Consider the following 16,001-nt stretch of genomic DNA (forward strand, 5'->3'; position numbering starts at 1 on the left):
GGAGGCGAACCTCCTAACCAAGGGTTGTATTATTCTTCTAATCTAACGTCTAAACCTAAACCTTTCAGTTCGTGCATTAATACGTTAAATGACTCTGGTAAACCTGGTTCTGGCATTGCCTCTCCCTTAACGATACTCTCGTAAGTTTTTGCTCTACCATGAACATCATCAGATTTTACAGTTAAGATTTCTCTAAGCGTACTTGATGCACCGTATGCCTCAAGAGCCCAAACCTCCATTTCACCAAAACGCTGACCACCAAACTGTGCTTTACCACCTAATGGTTGCTGAGTAATTAATGAGTAAGGACCAATAGAACGCGCGTGCATTTTATCATCAATCATGTGTCCTAACTTAATCATATAAATTACACCAACTGTTGCAGGTTGGTCAAAACGTTCTCCTGTACCACCATCATATAAGTAAGTGTGACCGTATCTTGGTACACCTGCCTCATCTGTTAATGAATTGATTTGATCAATATTTGCACCGTCAAAAATTGGAGTCGCATAGGTAGTACCTAATTTTTGACCTGCCCAACCTAATACAGTTTCATAGATCTGACCAATGTTCATACGCGATGGTACCCCTAATGGGTTAAGAACGATATCTACTGGAGTTCCGTCTTCTAAGAATGGCATATCCTCTTGACGTACAATACGAGCCACAATACCTTTGTTACCGTGACGACCTGCCATCTTATCACCTACTTTAAGCTTACGCTTTTTAGCGATATAAATCTTAGCTAATTTTACAATACCTGCTGGTAACTCATCACCTACAGAAATCGTAAACTTCTCACGACGTAAAGCTCCTTGTAAATCGTTTAATTTAATCTTATAGTTATGAATTAACTCACCAACTGATGCATTTAATTCAGTATCAGTAGTCCAAGAACCTTTTGTTAAGTGAACGTAATCCTCAACAGAATTCAACATTTTTTGAGTGAACTTTTTACCTTTAGGTAATACTTCTTCACCTAAATCATTTTTCACTCCTTGAGAAGTTTTACCATTTACTAAGGCAAATAATTTCTCAACTAAGTGAGACTTTAATTTGTCATATTTTACAGTAAAGTCTGCCTCTAAACGTGCAATTTCTTCTTTATCTCTTGCGCGCTTCGTTTTATCTTTTACTGCTCTTTGGAATAACTTCTTATCAATTACAACACCTCTTAATGATGGTGAAGCTTTTAATGATGCATCTTTTACATCACCTGCTTTATCACCAAAGATGGCTCTTAATAATTTTTCTTCTGGTGTTGGATCAGACTCTCCTTTTGGAGTAATCTTACCAATTAAGATGTCACCAGGTTTTACTTCTGCACCAATACGAATCATACCGTTTTCATCAAGGTCTTTAGTAGCCTCTTCTGAAACATTTGGAATATCGTTTGTTAACTCTTCAGCACCTAACTTCGTGTCACGAACATCTAAAGAGTACTCATCAATATGAATAGAAGTAAAGATATCTTCTCTTACCACTTTTTCAGAAATCACAATCGCATCCTCAAAGTTATACCCTTTCCAAGGCATAAAGGCAACTTTCATATTTCTACCAAGTGCTAACTCTCCTTTTTGTGTAGCATACCCTTCACAAAGTACTTGACCTTCTTCTACTCTATCACCTTTTCTTACAATAGGCTTCAAGTTAATAGAAGTACCTTGATTGGTTTTTCTAAACTTAATAAGGTTGTATGATTTTGAATCTTCATCAAAACTTACCATACGCTCCTCATCAGTTCTATCATACTTAATAGTAATGATATCTGAATCTACATACTCTACAACACCAGCTCCTTCTGCATTAATTAAGATTCTAGAATCTTTTGCTACTCTACGCTCTAATCCTGTACCAACAATTGGTGCTTCAGGACGTAATAATGGTACCGCTTGACGCATCATGTTCGATCCCATCAATGCACGGTTCGCATCATCATGCTCTAAGAAAGGAATTAATGAAGCCGAAATAGAAGCAATCTGATTTGGAGATACATCCATATAGTTTACTTCGTTATTTTCCACTACAGGATAATCTGCCTCCTCACGAGTAATAACACGATCGTTCACAAAGCTACCATCTTCATTCAATGGTAAGTTTGATTGTGCAAACTTCATTCCTTCTTCCTCTTCTGCACTCAAATAGATTGGCTCATTCTTAATATCTACAACACCATCTGCAACTTTTCTATAGGCAGTTTCAATAAATCCTAAGTTGTTCACCTTAGCATAAACCGCTAGTGAAGAAATCAAACCAATATTTGGTCCTTCTGGTGTTTCAATAGGACATAAACGACCGTAGTGCGTGTAGTGAACGTCACGAACCTCAAATCCTGCTCTTTCACGAGAAAGACCTCCAGGACCTAATGCTGATAAACGACGCTTGTGTGTAATCTCTGCTAATGGATTTGTTTGATCCATAAACTGAGATAACTGGTTGGTTCCGAAGAATGAGTTAATTACAGATGATAATGTTTTAGCATTAATCAAATCTATAGGTGTAAATACCTCATTATCTCTTACGTTCATACGCTCACGGATCGTACGAGCCATACGAGATAAACCAACACCAAACTGAGCTGCTAATTGCTCACCTACTGTACGCACACGACGGTTAGATAAGTGATCAATATCATCAACTTCAGCTTTTGAATTCACCAAGTTAATTAAGTTCTTGATGATTGTAATAATATCTTCTTTAGTTAAAACTTTCACGTCCATATCAACGTTCAATTCTAACTTCTTGTTCATTCTAAAACGACCTACTTCACCAAGGTTATAACGTTGCTCTGAGAAGAACAACTTATCTATAATACCTTTTGCGGTTTCATAATCAGGCGGTTCTGCATTACGTAACTGACGGTAAATGTGTTCTACTGCCTCTTTTTCTGAGTTAGTAGGGTCTTTTTGTAATGTATTATGAATAATTGCATAATCTGCTTGTTGGTTATCCTCTTTGTGTAAAAGAATAGTTTTAGAACCAGATTCTACAATCTCATCAATATGTTCTTTTTCTAAAATAGTATCACGGTCAAAGACAATCTCATTACGCTCAATAGATACTACCTCTCCAGTATCTTCATCTACGAAATCTTCAAACCATGTTTTTAAGATACGTGCCGCTGTTTTACGACCTAATACTCTTTTTAATCCACTCTTAGAAACTTTTACCTCTTCTGCAAGGTCAAATATTTCAAGAATATCTTTATCTCTTTCAAAGCCAATAGCTCGGAATAATGTTGTAACCGGTAATTTTTTCTTTCTATCAATATAGGCATACATTACCTGATTGATATCTGTTGCAAATTCAATCCAAGATCCTTTAAAAGGAATTACTCTAGCAGAGTATAACTTGGTTCCGTTTGCATGGAATGATTGTCCGAAGAAAACCCCAGGTGAACGGTGTAATTGCGAAACAACTACACGCTCCGCACCATTGATTACAAAAGTACCACTCTGTGTCATATAAGGAATTGTTCCTAAATACACATCTTGTACAATGGTTTCAAAATCTTCGTGCTCAGGATCTGTACAATACAATTTTAAACGTGCTTTTAAAGGCACACTGTATGTCAATCCTCTTTCAATACACTCACGAATTGAATACCTTGGCGGATCTACAAAGTAGTCTAAAAATTCTAATACAAATTGGTTTCTCGTATCAGTAATTGGGAAGTTGTCTGTAAAGGTTTTATATAACCCTTCGGCACTTCTTTCTTCGGCTTTCGTTTGTAACTGAAAAAAATCTTGGAAAGATTTGATTTGTATATCCAAGAAATCTGGATAATCAGTTGTTAATTTTGCCGAAGCAAAGCTTTTTCTTTCGGTGTTTAATATCGTTGCCAATGGAAATTTTTTTGATTAAAAGTCAGTTAAATATGCGTGAACGAATATATACGCAAAATGGTTTAGGCCTGTTTAGAACGCAAGTTCTAAAGACCTAAACCTATTTTGTGTGGATGGTAAGGGCTTATTTAAGCTCTACCTCAGCTCCAGCTTCTTCTAAAGACTTTTTAAGACCTTCAGCCTCATCTTTAGCGATACCTTCTTTGATTGGCGCTGGTGCGCTATCTACGATACCTTTAGCTTCTTTTAATCCTAAACCAGTTAATTCTTTAACTAATTTAACAACAGCTAACTTAGAAGAACCTGCTGATTTTAAGATCACATCAAATTCTGACTTCTCATCAGCACCACCTTCAGCACCACCTGCTGCAGGACCAGCTACTGCTACTGCAGCTGCTGCTGGCTCAATACCATACTCTTCTTTTAAAATATCAGCTAACTCATTTACTTCTTTAACTGTTAAGTTAACAAGTTGTTCTGCGAAATCTTTTAATTCTGCCATTTTTGTTTAAATTTAATTTTATTATTTAGTTTATTTAGTGCGCTTATTCTTTTTCTGATAATGTTTTCAAGATACCAGATAACTTACCTCCTCCAGATTGTAACGCTGAAACAACGTTCTTAGCTGGCGATTGTAATAATCCGATAATTTCTGATATAACTTCTTCTTTAGACTTGATGTTAACTAAAGCATCTAATTGGTTATCACCAACATAAATAGCTTCTTCAACATAAGCTCCTTTTAAGATAGGTTTGTCAGAATTCTTTCTAAACTCCTTAATTACTTTTGCAGGTGCATTACCTGTTTCAGCAATCATAATTGAAGTGTTACCTTTTAATGTTGTTGGTAATTCTCCAAAATCTTTATCAGACTGTTCCATTGCTTTCTCAAGCAATGTATTTTTAACAACTGACAACTTTACGTTAGCTTTAAAACATGCTCTACGTAAATTTGACGTGCTTAATGCATCCAATCCTGAAATATCTGCCAAGTAAAAAATACTTCCTTCAGTTAATTGAGCTGTTAAATCTTGTATAACTTGTGATTTTTCTTCTCTAGTCATGATTTATCTTTTTAAATAACTGATTTAGCATCAATTGCTACAGATGGACTCATAGTAGAAGACATATAAATGCTCTTAATATAAGTACCTTTAGCAGCGGTTGGCTTCAATTTGATAATTGTTTGAATTAATTCGTTTGCATTGTCTGCAAGCTTTTGTGCATCAAAAGATGACTTACCAATAGCAGCATGTACGATACCAGTTTTATCAACTTTAAAGTCAATCTTACCAGCTTTCACATCTTTTACTGCTTTAGCAACATCCATAGTTACTGTACCAGTCTTTGGGTTTGGCATTAAACCTCTAGGACCTAAAATTCTACCTAAAGGACCTAACTTACCCATAACACTTGGCATAGTAATAATTACGTCTACGTCTGTCCAACCACCTTTAATTTTCTGAAGGTACTCATCTAAACCAACATAATCTGCACCAGCTTCTTTTGCATCTGCTTCTTTATCAGGTGTTACCAATGCTAATACTTTAACATCTTTACCTGTACCATGCGGTAATGTTACAACACCACGAACCATTTGATTTGCTTTACGAGGATCTACCCCTAAACGAATCGCTAAGTCTACTGATGCATCAAAATTTACCGATGTAATCTCCTTTACAAGGTTTGTAGCTTCTAATACCGTTAACACTTTAGATGAGTCAACTTTCGCTACAGCCTCTTTTTGCTTTTTAGTTAATTTTGCCATTTCCTAAATTTTTAAAAATTAAACTGGAGCGTCACCTTTAACTTTAATACCCATTGAACGTGCAGTACCTGCCATCATTTTCATAGCGGATTCTACAGTAAATGCATTCAAATCAGGCATTTTATCTTCAGCGATAACTCTTAATTGATCCCAAGTAACGGTTGCTACTTTTCTTCTATTTGGTTCTCCTGAACCTTTTTTCACTTTTGCTGCTTCTAAAATTTGCACAGCTGCAGGAGGTGTTTTAACAACAAAGTCAAAAGACTTATCTGTAAATACTGTAATAGCAACAGGTAAAACTTTTCCTTGTTTGTCTTGAGTTCTTGCATTAAACTGCTTACAGAACTCCATAATGTTAACCCCGGCAGCACCTAAAGCTGGTCCAACTGGTGGTGAAGGATTTGCAGCACCTCCACGCACTTGTAATTTTACAACCTTGCTTATTTCTTTTGCCATTTTTTAAACTTAATTAGGTTAAATAATGCAGTTTATTTGGAAGCGAAACTGCCTTATTAAAAATATTAGCGTAACAATTATGAAATTTTCTCTACTTGCATATAGCTCAATTCTAATGGTGTTTTTCTTCCAAAAATCTTAACCATTACTTCAAGCTTTCTCTTTTCTTCGTATATCTTCTCGATAGATCCATCAAATCCATTAAACGGACCATCTATTACTTTCACACTTTCACCTACCATATAAGGTATTACCACATTCTCATTTTGAATTGATAATTCATCTACCTTACCTAACATACGGTTCACTTCAGATTTTCTTAAAGGAACAGGATCTCCTCCTTTTACCTCTCCTAAAAAACCAATAACTCCAGGAATTGATTTTATAATGTGAGGAATCTCTCCACTCAAGTTCGCTTCAATCATCACGTAACCTGGAAAATAAACTCGTTCTTTGTTTATTTTCTTACCATCACGCACTTGAATTACTTTTTCAGTTGGTACTAAAACTTGATTGATATAATCTGCAAGATTAAGGCGACTAACTTCTTGTTCAATATAGTTTTTAACCTTATTTTCTTGACCTCCAATAGCTCTAACTACGTACCACTTTTTTACAAAATCAGCCATAACAATCTTTTATTTAGAATAATTCAAAGAAACGACTAAGCACTGACTGAAAGCCTTTATCTACTAAAAATACCGCTAAGGCAAAAATGATAGTAAAAATTGCTACTACTACTGTAGATTTTTGAGCTTCTGCCCAAGATATCCAGGTCATTTTTGTACTTAACTCTTGGTATGATTCTTTAATATATTGAACTACTTTCATTTGTACTATTTATTTGTTTTGACTTCTGAAAGAACAAATAACATCTCCTCTTTCTTTCTAGCACGGGTGGAGAGGCTCGAACTCCCGACACCTGGTTTTGGAGACCAGTGCTCTACCAACTGAGCTACACCCGTATAGACAAGGTGCTACCTCTTAATTAAAGAGAAGCACCTTGTTTAATTTATTGTAAATCGGGTTTCTTAAAGAATTTCAGTAACCTGACCTGCACCTACTGTTCTACCACCTTCACGAATAGCGAAACGTAAACCAACATTCATTGCAATCGGTTGGTGTAAGTCTACAGAAATCGTTAAGTTATCACCTGGCATTACCATTTCAACTCCATCAGGCAAGTTAATAGTACCTGTTACATCAGTTGTTCTAACGTAGAACTGTGGACGGTAGTTGTTGTGGAATGGCGTGTGACGACCACCTTCTTCTTTCTTAAGGATATAAACCTCAGCTTTAAACTTGTTGTGTGGAGTTACAGAACCTGGCTTACAGATTACCATACCTCTTTTAATATCAGACTTGTCGATACCTCTTAATAATAAACCAACGTTATCACCAGCTTCACCTCTATCTAATATCTTACGGAACATCTCTACTCCTGTAATTGTAGAAGCTAACTTCTCAGCACCCATACCAATGATGTCTACAGCATCACCAGTGTTTGCAACACCAGTCTCAATACGACCAGTTGCTACAGTACCACGACCAGTAATCGTAAATACATCCTCAATTGGCATTAAGAAATCTTTATCAACTTCACGCTGCGGTAACTCAATCCAAGTATCAACAGCATCCATTAATTCCATAATAGTATCAACCCATTTTGGCTCACCATTTAATCCACCTAAAGCAGATCCTGCAATTACTGGAGTGTTATCACCATCATACTCATAGAAGTCTAATAATTCACGAACTTCCATCTCTACCAACTCTAATAACTCCTCATCGTCAACCATATCCACTTTGTTCATGAATACAACCATTCTAGGAATACCTACCTGACGACCTAATAAGATATGCTCACGTGTTTGTGGCATTGGACCATCTGTAGCAGCAACTACTAAGATAGCACCGTCCATCTGAGCAGCACCAGTAACCATGTTCTTTACGTAATCCGCGTGACCTGGACAGTCAACGTGTGCGTAGTGACGTGTAGCTGTTTGATATTCTACGTGAGATGTATTAATAGTAATACCTCTTTCTTTCTCTTCTGGAGCGTTATCAATTTGATCGAAATCTCTTACTTCAGAAAGTCCTTTTTCTGCTAAAACTTTAGTAATAGCAGCAGTCAACGTAGTTTTACCGTGGTCAACGTGTCCAATAGTACCAATATTCAGGTGCGATTTGGAGCGGTCAAAATGTTCTTTTGCCATGATTAAAAAATTTTAATTCTTAGTTATATATAATTTAGTGTTCACACTTTTATATTCGAGCCAATGACGGGAATTGAACCCGTGACCTCTTCCTTACCAAGGAAACGCTCTACCTCTGAGCTACACCGGCTAAAAATTAGAGCGGGAGACCGGGTTCGAACCGGCGACATTCAGCTTGGAAGGCTGACGCTCTACCAACTGAGCTACTCCCGCAATTTTTATTACAATTCCTTTATTTTAGTTGGCTAAAATAAATGGTGGTGAGAGGAGGATTCGAACCTCCGAAGCTTGCGCAGCAGATTTACAGTCTGCCCTCGTTGGCCACTTGAGTATCTCACCTATTTAAAGAACGAAAATCAATCGAAAAGAATTGACTAATTTTCTTGTTTTAGAGCCGATAGAGGGACTCGAACCCACGACCTGCTGATTACAAATCAGCTGCTCTAGCCAGCTGAGCTATATCGGCTTTTCTGTCACAAAAACAGCCCGCTATTTCTAACGGACTGCAAAGGTATAAAGTTATTTAGTTTATCCAAACGTTTTTTAAAAAAAAATTAAATATTTTTTTATGTGTGATGAGCACGCTGTTTTTCCTTACGTTTATTTAATTGTCTTTTTAATGAGTCAACTGACAGAGAAACACCTTCTTCGAAGGATTTACAAACTTTTTTCACCATCATTTCATCACCTGGAACATTTATTTTTACTTCTACATTTTTATTTTCTTTTTCGCTGGTTTGTTGCACTTTTAAAAATACTTCGGCATCTACTATTCTATCGTAAAATTTATCTAACGATTCTACTTTCTTCTCAACAAATTGGATCAATCCTTTATCTGCATTAAAATTTACTGATTGCACATATATTTTCATACTAGATCATTTTTGTGTACTTCTTGGATGAGTACTGTTATACACTTCTTTTAACTTGCTCAAGCTACTATGTGTGTATACTTGAGTTGATGCTAAACTTGCGTGACCTAAAAGCTCTTTAACAGAATTTAAGTCAGCGCCTTCATCTAATAAATGAGTAGCAAAACTGTGTCTTAAAACGTGAGGGCTTTTTTTAGTTTTAGATGACACCGTACTAAAATACTTATTTATTATACTATAAACAAGAGAAGGATATAATTTATTTTGACGATTTGTAACGAAAAGATACTCCGAATAAACAAATGAATTCCGTTCTTTTAAATAGGATTCTAATGAAGTTTTAACTAAAGGTATTAAAGGTATAATCCTTTCTTTATCTCTTTTACCTAAGACTCTAATTGTCCTATTAGATAGATCAATATCCCGAACCTTTAAATTAATTAATTCCGCCCTTCGCATGCCGGTGGCATATAACATCTCAACTATAAGTTTATCTCTTAACGTTTCGAACTCAGAATTACCATCCAAAGTAGTAATAGCGGCTCTAATTTCTTCTTTTGAAAATGGTACTTGAACTTTTTTTGCAACCTTTAACGCTTTATGTTTAACTAAAGGGTTGGTTGAAATCTGTTTACTCTTCTGAAGGAATTTATAAAAACTCTTTAGACTACTGACTTTTCGATTTATCGAACGGTTAGAAATTCCTTCAGAAACTAACACAGATATCCAAGTTCTAATAACAGGGTACTGAATCTCTTCAAGACTAGTTATACTGTAATTTGCTTTGCAAAATTTTGCAAAGTCTAGAATATCTTTTTCATAAGCCTTTAGTGTATGATCAGAATAGTTTTTTTCGAGCTGAAGATACGTTATAAAAGAAAAGACATTTTGAGGCATAAAAAAACCGTTAGAACTCAAAATTACAAATTCTAACGGTTTCAATATTATCTTGGGCAAAATTTATCCTTGCTCCTCCATTGTTCTTAATCTTTGAATATAAGCTGCTTTAATATTTTGAGCTCTTTTTGAAACAGAAGGCTTTGTAAAATGTTTTCTATCTCTTAATTCTCTCATTCTTTTAGTGCGATCAAATTTACGCTTAAAACGTTTTAACGCTCTATCTATGTTTTCTCCTTCTTTTACTGGTACTATTAACATATCTTATTTCCTCCTTTCTTAGTTCTCCTTATTTTTAAGGGTGGCGCAAATATACAAACATTTGCATTACACACAACAAAAAAAATAAAATATTTCAACTTATTTTATTCCTTTAATAAATGTCTAGATATCACAACTTTTTGAATCTCTGTAGTCCCCTCTCCAATAGTACATAATTTAGCATCTCGATAGAATTTTTCTACAGGAAATTCTTTGGTATACCCATAACCTCCATGAATTTGAACAGCCTCATTTGCAACTTTAACCGAAACTTCTGATGCATACATTTTAGCCATTGCCCCTATTTTTGTAACTGGTTGTTTTGCATTTTTTAACGACGCCGCTTTATACAACAACAATTCTGATGCTTCAATTTCAGTAGCCATATCTGCTAACTTAAAAGAAATACCCTGAAATTGAGCTATTGGCTTTCCAAATTGCACTCTCTCTTTAGCATATTTTAATGCAGACTCATAAGCTCCTTTAGCTATTCCAATTGAAAGTGCTCCGATAGATATTCTTCCACCATCCAAAACTTTCATGGCTTGAATAAACCCTTCACCTTCGACACCTAATAAATTACCCTTATGAATTCGACAATTGTCAAAAATTAATTCTGCAGTTTCTGAAGCACGCATTCCTAACTTATCTTCCTTCTTGCCAGATGAAAAACCAGCAGTTCCTTTCTCTATAACAAAAGCTGACATCCCTCTTGAATCCCCCTTCTCACCAGTTCTTGCAATAACCACAGCAATATCACCGCTAATTCCGTGCGTTATAAAATTCTTTGCCCCATTTAAAACATAGTAATCCCCATCCTTTTTAGCTGTAGTATTCATACCTCCAGCATCAGAACCCGTATTATGCTCAGTAAGTCCCCATGCACCAATCCATTCTGCAGTTGCCAATTTAGGCAACCACTTTTGTTTCTGCTCTTCATTTCCAAACTCAAGAATATGATTTGTACACAATGAATTGTGTGCTGCAAGAGATAAACCTATAGAAGAATCTATTTTTGAAATCTCTTCTATTATTGTTATGTAGGCATGATAATCTAGACCTGAGCCACCATATTGTTCTGGAACCAATACTCCCATAAAACCCATTGCTCCAAGTTCTTTGAATAAATGAACCGGAAACGTTTGATTTTCATCCCAATCCATCATAAAAGGTCTAATATGCTGTTTGCCAAAATCTCGAATAGCTTGAGCAATCATTTCTTGCTCTTCAGACTGGTTAAAATTCATGTAGTTTTTCTTTTAATTAGCTTCCAAATATACAACGATTTTATCAAATATTTCTTGGTCTAAACCCTCTATATTAAGTAATTCTTCAATTGAATTAAATCCATTATTTTGGTCTTTGTACTGAAATATTTTCTTTGTTAGTTCGTAATCTATATAAGGTACTTTCAAAACTTCTTTAAATGTTGCAGTATTAATATTTATAGGTGAAATTTCAGGTTTAGATTTAACAGTATAATATTTCATGATTTCTTCTACTATTTCAGGTTTTAAACCATATACTTTATAGAGCATTGTATCAGAAGAAAAGCCTTGTAAAGAGGACCTGAATTTTACAATTCTTTTAGACATAATCTCACCTACTCCATAAACTTGCAACAACTCTTCTGCCGCTACCGTATTTAAATCCTTTTTGTCAGAAAAAGAAAGTGATAGAGGTGTATTTTTTGCTTTTTCTTTTTTGACTTGAGTTTTCTTTTTAGCTACTACCCAATCTGGAAATTTAAAATACGGAGTTATTATGGCTAATAAAGAATCTGATACTTTGGTGACTTTTTGAAACTCTTTTGCAGAATTCACGAATTTTCCAGACGATCTAAATGCATGTAATAAATCAATTTCTTCATTCGTCATTCCTAGCTCATATCCTTTTACATCAGTTATATAATTTGGATTAAATGGAAATATCTTAGGTTTTCTAGCTTCTAATTCAATTTTCTTTAATGAATCTATTTCTTGTCGAAACTTTAAAACTTCCTGGGTATTGATATCTACTGTACCATCGCTCGAGAAATCTAAAAAGAAATAGGCAATTTGAAATAAAATAACAAGGAGTAGTAAAGCAAAAATCCCATTTCGCTGATCTTTATGATATTTGAAATGGGATTTTAATTTTTTCATCTGATCGCTTTAAGCTTTGACGCCTCGTATGGCGCTAGTATATTTTTTCATTTCATCTCGTACTTTAGGGAACAAGAAGAATAATCCTATCATGTTTGGAAATACCAACGCTAAAATCATTGCGTCTGAGAATTTAATAACTGCATCTAAGGTAGCTCCTGCTCCAATAACAATAAAAATTAAGAATAAGATTTTGTAAGCTAAATCAGCTTTCTTTCCTTTTCCAAATAAATATTTCCAAGATTGCAATCCATAGTAAGACCAAGAAATCATTGTTGAGAAAGCAAATAATACTATTGCAATGGTTAATATATAAGAGAATCCTGGTATTACAGAGTCAAAAGCTTGAGACGTTAAGTCAACTCCTCCAATTGCTTCACCTGTTGCATTTAATATTACGTTACTTGCTCCATCGCCTCCATACATAAAGATACTTTGCATATTGCCTCCATCTATATTAAAGAATATAATTACCAAGGCAGTCATAGTACAAATTACTACAGTATCAATAAATGGCTCTAAAAGTGCCACAACTCCTTCTGAAGCTGGATATTTCGTTTTTACAGCAGAATGGGCAATTGCTGCTGAACCTGCACCTGCCTCATTAGAAAATGCTGCTCTTTGAAAACCTACAATCAAAACTCCCATTACACCACCTAAACCGGCCATTGGTGTAAAGGCTCCTTTCATTATTAATCCGAAAGCGTCGTCTATATACTGCCAATTAGCAAAAATAATTACCAAAGCTGCTAATACATAAATACCAGCCATAAAAGGAACAATTTTTTCTGTAATTTTTGCAATTCGCTTAATACCACCAATAATAACTATAGCAACTAAAACAGCCATTACTATACCTATTACTACTCCAGTAGAACCACCTTCTAAATTAAATAAAGAACTTAATTGAACTGCAGCTTGGTTTGATTGAAATGCATTACCACCTCCAAATGAAGCTCCAACACATAAGATAGCAAAAAGAACTCCTAAAAATTTACCCAATTTTCCAAAACCTACCTCGCCTAATCCTCTACTTAAATAATACATAGGTCCACCGTGCACAGTACCATCAGCATCTACCTCTCTATATTTTACTCCTAACGTACACTCAACAAATTTTGTAGCCATACCTAACAATCCACAAACTATCATCCAAAATGTTGCCCCAGGTCCACCTAACGCAATTGCAACGGCAACACCAGCAATATTCCCTAATCCAACTGTTCCAGAAACGGCAGTTGCCAAGGCCTGAAAGTGAGACACCTCTCCTTCTTGACTTTCATCTTTAATGGTACCGATAACATCTCCATCTATAGACATTCCTGTATGGTCGTCTCCAGCTTCATGATGATCTATTTCATCGTACTTACCTCTAACCGTATTAATAGCTAAAGGAAATTTAGTTATACTAGGCAATCTAAAGTAGATTGTAAAGAATAAAGCTCCTACAACTAATAAAATAACCACAAATGGAATGTCATAACCTGCAATAGGAACTGTACTTAAAACCAAACCCTCCCATTTAACAGCAAATGGCATAAACCAATCATTTATTTTTTCATCTAATCCTTTGTCTTGAGCAAATAATGCGTACGGAGCCATTACAAAAAGTAATGATAGAAGTTTTTTATGCATAATATAATTTGAAGATTTGTTTAAATAAATTTAATATCGGCGCAATATCATAAAAATTTGATGAAACATCAATTTTTTAAGCCTTAACTTACATTAAACTTTGTAGTTTAGCTACTTGCTCAGGCCTACCCAAAATAATCAATTTCGATCCTTTTGTAAGCTGAGTATCTGCATCAGGATTTACAATATATTCGTTCTCAGTGGTTTTATAACCAATAATAGAACAACCAGTTAATTTTCTTAAATCTAGGTCTCTAATGGATTTATTTATATAATCATTAGGCAATTCATCTACAGTAATTTCTTGCAAATTAGAGGAGTGTTCTCCTTCAACAGATAACATATCTACAAATTCGATAATATCAGGAGTAACTACCAATGAAGCCATATGATCTCCTCCCAAAACATCAGGCATAATCACATTATTGGCACCAGCAATTTTTAATTTTTTCTTAGAAGATTCATCTGAGGCTCTACTAATTATGCAAAGATTACTATTTAATTGTCGAGCGGTTAACACTACAAATAAATTATCTGCATCGCTAGGCAAAGCCACAATTAAATTTTTAGCTCTATCTACACCAGCCCTTTCAAGTACCTCATCTTCTATTGCGTCTCCATGAAAAACTAATAAGTCTGAACCTTCATATTCATCCACAATATGATAATCTAATTCAATTACAACACATGACTGCTGGTGCTTTTTTAATTTAGCTACAGCCTGCTGACCATTTCTACCAAACCCACATATTATGGTATGATTACTTAAAGCATCAATTTTTCTTTGCATACGTTTTCTATTTAGTTCTTTAAAAAAAGTGCCAATTGCAATATTTTCTGAAATTATTTTAAGTACATAACCATAGAGTATAACACTCAATAGAATTAAACAAATGGTAAAAATTTTAGCCTCAACACTTAACGGATGTATCAATCCAAAACCAACTGTAGAAATTGTAATTACAGTCATATACAAGGCATCAATAAACGAGTCACCAGAAATAAACATATAACCACTTACCCCAATACCAATAACGGTAAGTAGCATACCAATTGCTATAAATACACTACGTTTAACGGTCATAAATCAAAAACAGAACTACGTTTGGTGTACACCATATCTTTTAATTTCAATAAAAAAGCTAGCGTTAAATACAAACCAAAAGACAAACCAACTGTTACAAACGAAATATAGATAAAAAACAACCTAACATTGGTTGCTCTTATCCCCAATCTATCTGCAAATCTAGACGAAACGTCGAATCCATGACGCTCAAAAAAATGTCTAATAGAATTTATCATACTCAACAAATATTAAAAGGCAAGGTACTAAAATTTGCGATGATAATTTATGATTTTAGAGTATAAAAATTCTACATATTTATTAGAATCAAATCATTCGAACTACGAAACAAGTTAATTTCATTCTAAGTATAATTCTTACAATATCATTTCCAATTTCTTGCAATAAAGAGACGGTATCTGAATCTGAAAAAACATCAGATTTAGGCTAGAACGAAGCGAATACGAAAAAAATAGTACCGATGAATATGGCATTTTAAAAAAAAAAGCAAATAAAGATTTATAAAAAGAAGAAGCTGATTTATTACAAATTGCTCACATGGAAAATATTGGTAAAATGACCGAAGCAGGAAAACTAGTATTAGCTGGTCCATTCTTTGGAGATGGCAATTTAAGAGGTATTTATATTTTTAATGTTAGTAGCATTGAAGAAGCAGAAGCTTTAACAAATACGCCCCAGCTATTCAAGCCGGCAGTTTAAAAATGGAACTAAAAGAATGGTATGCTCTGCTGGATTAATGACAGTAAACAACATTCATAAATCACTCTCTAAAATAGACGATTAATGCTTTATGCAATTAACTCAAAAAATTAATAAAAGTATT

At 34.7% G+C, this 16,001-nt stretch carries 17 protein-coding genes and 5 tRNA genes; 1 reads left to right on the forward strand and 21 read right to left on the reverse strand.

What is annotated here, in order from left to right:
* Window positions 1-29: 29 nt before the first annotated feature.
* The 21 genes from rpoB to ACYQ5R_RS00420 all read right to left on the reverse strand — a co-directional run bounded on the left by rpoB (window position 30) and on the right by ACYQ5R_RS00420 (window position 15,396).
* The gene (gene rpoB / locus ACYQ5R_RS00320) at window positions 30-3,845 is read right to left on the reverse strand and encodes a DNA-directed RNA polymerase subunit beta (RefSeq protein ID WP_460188908.1); all 3,816 of its coding nucleotides are present in this window, start codon (window positions 3,843-3,845) and stop codon (window positions 30-32) included.
* A 124-nt stretch (window positions 3,846-3,969) separates the two neighbouring features.
* Window positions 3,970-4,347: a 50S ribosomal protein L7/L12 gene (gene rplL, locus ACYQ5R_RS00325; RefSeq protein ID WP_460188909.1), complete on the reverse strand. Its 378-nt coding sequence runs from the start codon at window positions 4,345-4,347 to the stop codon at window positions 3,970-3,972.
* 43 nt (window positions 4,348-4,390) lie between these two features.
* Window positions 4,391-4,909, reverse strand: a complete 519-nt coding sequence (rplJ, locus tag ACYQ5R_RS00330; RefSeq protein WP_460188910.1) for a 50S ribosomal protein L10 — start codon at window positions 4,907-4,909, stop codon at window positions 4,391-4,393.
* Between the two features lie 11 nt (window positions 4,910-4,920).
* Entirely contained in the window at window positions 4,921-5,613 is a 693-nt protein-coding gene (gene rplA / locus ACYQ5R_RS00335) for a 50S ribosomal protein L1 (RefSeq protein ID WP_460188911.1), read from the reverse strand.
* Between the two features lie 18 nt (window positions 5,614-5,631).
* On the reverse strand, window positions 5,632-6,069 hold the full coding sequence (gene rplK, locus ACYQ5R_RS00340) for a 50S ribosomal protein L11 (protein WP_460188912.1): 438 nt from the start codon (window positions 6,067-6,069) through the stop codon (window positions 5,632-5,634).
* A gap of 77 nt (window positions 6,070-6,146) precedes the next feature.
* Window positions 6,147-6,698, reverse strand: coding sequence for a transcription termination/antitermination protein NusG (nusG, locus tag ACYQ5R_RS00345; RefSeq protein ID WP_460188913.1), 552 nt, complete (start codon window positions 6,696-6,698; stop codon window positions 6,147-6,149).
* A 13-nt stretch (window positions 6,699-6,711) separates the two neighbouring features.
* Window positions 6,712-6,900, reverse strand: a complete 189-nt coding sequence (secE, locus tag ACYQ5R_RS00350) for a preprotein translocase subunit SecE (protein WP_460188914.1) — start codon at window positions 6,898-6,900, stop codon at window positions 6,712-6,714.
* Between the two features lie 61 nt (window positions 6,901-6,961).
* A tRNA-Trp gene (locus ACYQ5R_RS00355) sits at window positions 6,962-7,034 on the reverse strand.
* Between the two features lie 66 nt (window positions 7,035-7,100).
* Window positions 7,101-8,285, reverse strand: a complete 1,185-nt coding sequence (gene tuf, locus ACYQ5R_RS00360; RefSeq protein ID WP_460188915.1) for an elongation factor Tu — start codon at window positions 8,283-8,285, stop codon at window positions 7,101-7,103.
* 58 nt (window positions 8,286-8,343) lie between these two features.
* A tRNA-Thr gene (locus tag ACYQ5R_RS00365) sits at window positions 8,344-8,415 on the reverse strand.
* A gap of 10 nt (window positions 8,416-8,425) precedes the next feature.
* Window positions 8,426-8,498 (reverse strand) — tRNA-Gly (locus ACYQ5R_RS00370).
* A 42-nt stretch (window positions 8,499-8,540) separates the two neighbouring features.
* Window positions 8,541-8,624: transfer RNA gene (locus ACYQ5R_RS00375), tRNA-Tyr, on the reverse strand.
* 53 nt (window positions 8,625-8,677) lie between these two features.
* Window positions 8,678-8,751, reverse strand: a tRNA-Thr gene (locus ACYQ5R_RS00380).
* Between the two features lie 100 nt (window positions 8,752-8,851).
* Window positions 8,852-9,157 carry a ribosome hibernation-promoting factor, HPF/YfiA family gene (hpf, locus tag ACYQ5R_RS00385; protein WP_460188916.1) on the reverse strand — a complete coding sequence of 102 codons (306 nt, stop codon included), beginning with the start codon at window positions 9,155-9,157 and terminating at the stop codon, window positions 8,852-8,854.
* A gap of 6 nt (window positions 9,158-9,163) precedes the next feature.
* Window positions 9,164-10,054: a site-specific tyrosine recombinase/integron integrase gene (xerA, locus tag ACYQ5R_RS00390; RefSeq protein ID WP_460188917.1), complete on the reverse strand. Its 891-nt coding sequence runs from the start codon at window positions 10,052-10,054 to the stop codon at window positions 9,164-9,166.
* Window positions 10,055-10,117: 63 nt separating this feature from the next.
* On the reverse strand, window positions 10,118-10,315 hold the full coding sequence (rpsU, locus tag ACYQ5R_RS00395; protein WP_460188918.1) for a 30S ribosomal protein S21: 198 nt from the start codon (window positions 10,313-10,315) through the stop codon (window positions 10,118-10,120).
* A 104-nt stretch (window positions 10,316-10,419) separates the two neighbouring features.
* On the reverse strand, window positions 10,420-11,562 hold the full coding sequence (locus ACYQ5R_RS00400; protein ID WP_460188919.1) for an acyl-CoA dehydrogenase family protein: 1,143 nt from the start codon (window positions 11,560-11,562) through the stop codon (window positions 10,420-10,422).
* Between the two features lie 12 nt (window positions 11,563-11,574).
* Window positions 11,575-12,459 (reverse strand): ComEA family DNA-binding protein, encoded by an 885-nt coding sequence (locus ACYQ5R_RS00405; protein ID WP_460188920.1) that lies wholly within the window; start codon window positions 12,457-12,459, stop codon window positions 11,575-11,577.
* Between the two features lie 9 nt (window positions 12,460-12,468).
* On the reverse strand, window positions 12,469-14,094 hold the full coding sequence (locus ACYQ5R_RS00410) for an alanine/glycine:cation symporter family protein (RefSeq protein ID WP_460188921.1): 1,626 nt from the start codon (window positions 14,092-14,094) through the stop codon (window positions 12,469-12,471).
* An 88-nt stretch (window positions 14,095-14,182) separates the two neighbouring features.
* Entirely contained in the window at window positions 14,183-15,178 is a 996-nt protein-coding gene (locus ACYQ5R_RS00415; RefSeq protein ID WP_460188922.1) for a potassium channel family protein, read from the reverse strand.
* Window positions 15,175-15,396, reverse strand: coding sequence for a PspC domain-containing protein (locus tag ACYQ5R_RS00420; RefSeq protein ID WP_460188923.1), 222 nt, complete (start codon window positions 15,394-15,396; stop codon window positions 15,175-15,177). Before ACYQ5R_RS00420 ends, ACYQ5R_RS00415 begins: the two co-directional genes overlap by 4 nt.
* Before the next feature lie 319 nt (window positions 15,397-15,715).
* Between ACYQ5R_RS00420 and ACYQ5R_RS00425 the strand changes: the two genes are divergently transcribed.
* Complete coding sequence (locus ACYQ5R_RS00425; RefSeq protein ID WP_460188924.1) at window positions 15,716-15,877, forward strand: YciI family protein; 162 nt, start codon at window positions 15,716-15,718, stop codon at window positions 15,875-15,877.
* The last annotated feature ends 124 nt before the right edge of the window (window positions 15,878-16,001 follow it).

Source organism: Urechidicola sp. KH5 (assembly GCF_054661455.1).

What these genes read in the sequence shown, in the direction of transcription:
- rplL (WP_460188909.1), bottom strand. Translation starts at nt 4,347, where the DNA reads ATGGCAGAATTAAAAGATTTCGCAGAACAACTTGTTAACTTAACAGTT.
- rplJ (WP_460188910.1), bottom strand. Translation starts at nt 4,909, where the DNA reads ATGACTAGAGAAGAAAAATCACAAGTTATACAAGATTTAACAGCTCAA.
- rplA (WP_460188911.1), bottom strand. Translation starts at nt 5,613, where the DNA reads ATGGCAAAATTAACTAAAAAGCAAAAAGAGGCTGTAGCGAAAGTTGAC.
- rplK (WP_460188912.1), bottom strand. Translation starts at nt 6,069, where the DNA reads ATGGCAAAAGAAATAAGCAAGGTTGTAAAATTACAAGTGCGTGGAGGT.
- nusG (WP_460188913.1), bottom strand. Translation starts at nt 6,698, where the DNA reads ATGGCTGATTTTGTAAAAAAGTGGTACGTAGTTAGAGCTATTGGAGGT.
- secE (WP_460188914.1), bottom strand. Translation starts at nt 6,900, where the DNA reads ATGAAAGTAGTTCAATATATTAAAGAATCATACCAAGAGTTAAGTACA.
- tuf (WP_460188915.1), bottom strand. Translation starts at nt 8,285, where the DNA reads ATGGCAAAAGAACATTTTGACCGCTCCAAATCGCACCTGAATATTGGT.
- hpf (WP_460188916.1), bottom strand. Translation starts at nt 9,157, where the DNA reads ATGAAAATATATGTGCAATCAGTAAATTTTAATGCAGATAAAGGATTG.
- xerA (WP_460188917.1), bottom strand. Translation starts at nt 10,054, where the DNA reads ATGCCTCAAAATGTCTTTTCTTTTATAACGTATCTTCAGCTCGAAAAA.
- rpsU (WP_460188918.1), bottom strand. Translation starts at nt 10,315, where the DNA reads ATGTTAATAGTACCAGTAAAAGAAGGAGAAAACATAGATAGAGCGTTA.
- ACYQ5R_RS00400 (WP_460188919.1), bottom strand. Translation starts at nt 11,562, where the DNA reads ATGAATTTTAACCAGTCTGAAGAGCAAGAAATGATTGCTCAAGCTATT.
- ACYQ5R_RS00405 (WP_460188920.1), bottom strand. Translation starts at nt 12,459, where the DNA reads ATGAAAAAATTAAAATCCCATTTCAAATATCATAAAGATCAGCGAAAT.
- ACYQ5R_RS00410 (WP_460188921.1), bottom strand. Translation starts at nt 14,094, where the DNA reads ATGCATAAAAAACTTCTATCATTACTTTTTGTAATGGCTCCGTACGCA.
- ACYQ5R_RS00415 (WP_460188922.1), bottom strand. Translation starts at nt 15,178, where the DNA reads ATGACCGTTAAACGTAGTGTATTTATAGCAATTGGTATGCTACTTACC.
- ACYQ5R_RS00420 (WP_460188923.1), bottom strand. Translation starts at nt 15,396, where the DNA reads ATGATAAATTCTATTAGACATTTTTTTGAGCGTCATGGATTCGACGTT.
- ACYQ5R_RS00425 (WP_460188924.1), top strand. Translation starts at nt 15,716, where the DNA reads ATGGAAAATATTGGTAAAATGACCGAAGCAGGAAAACTAGTATTAGCT.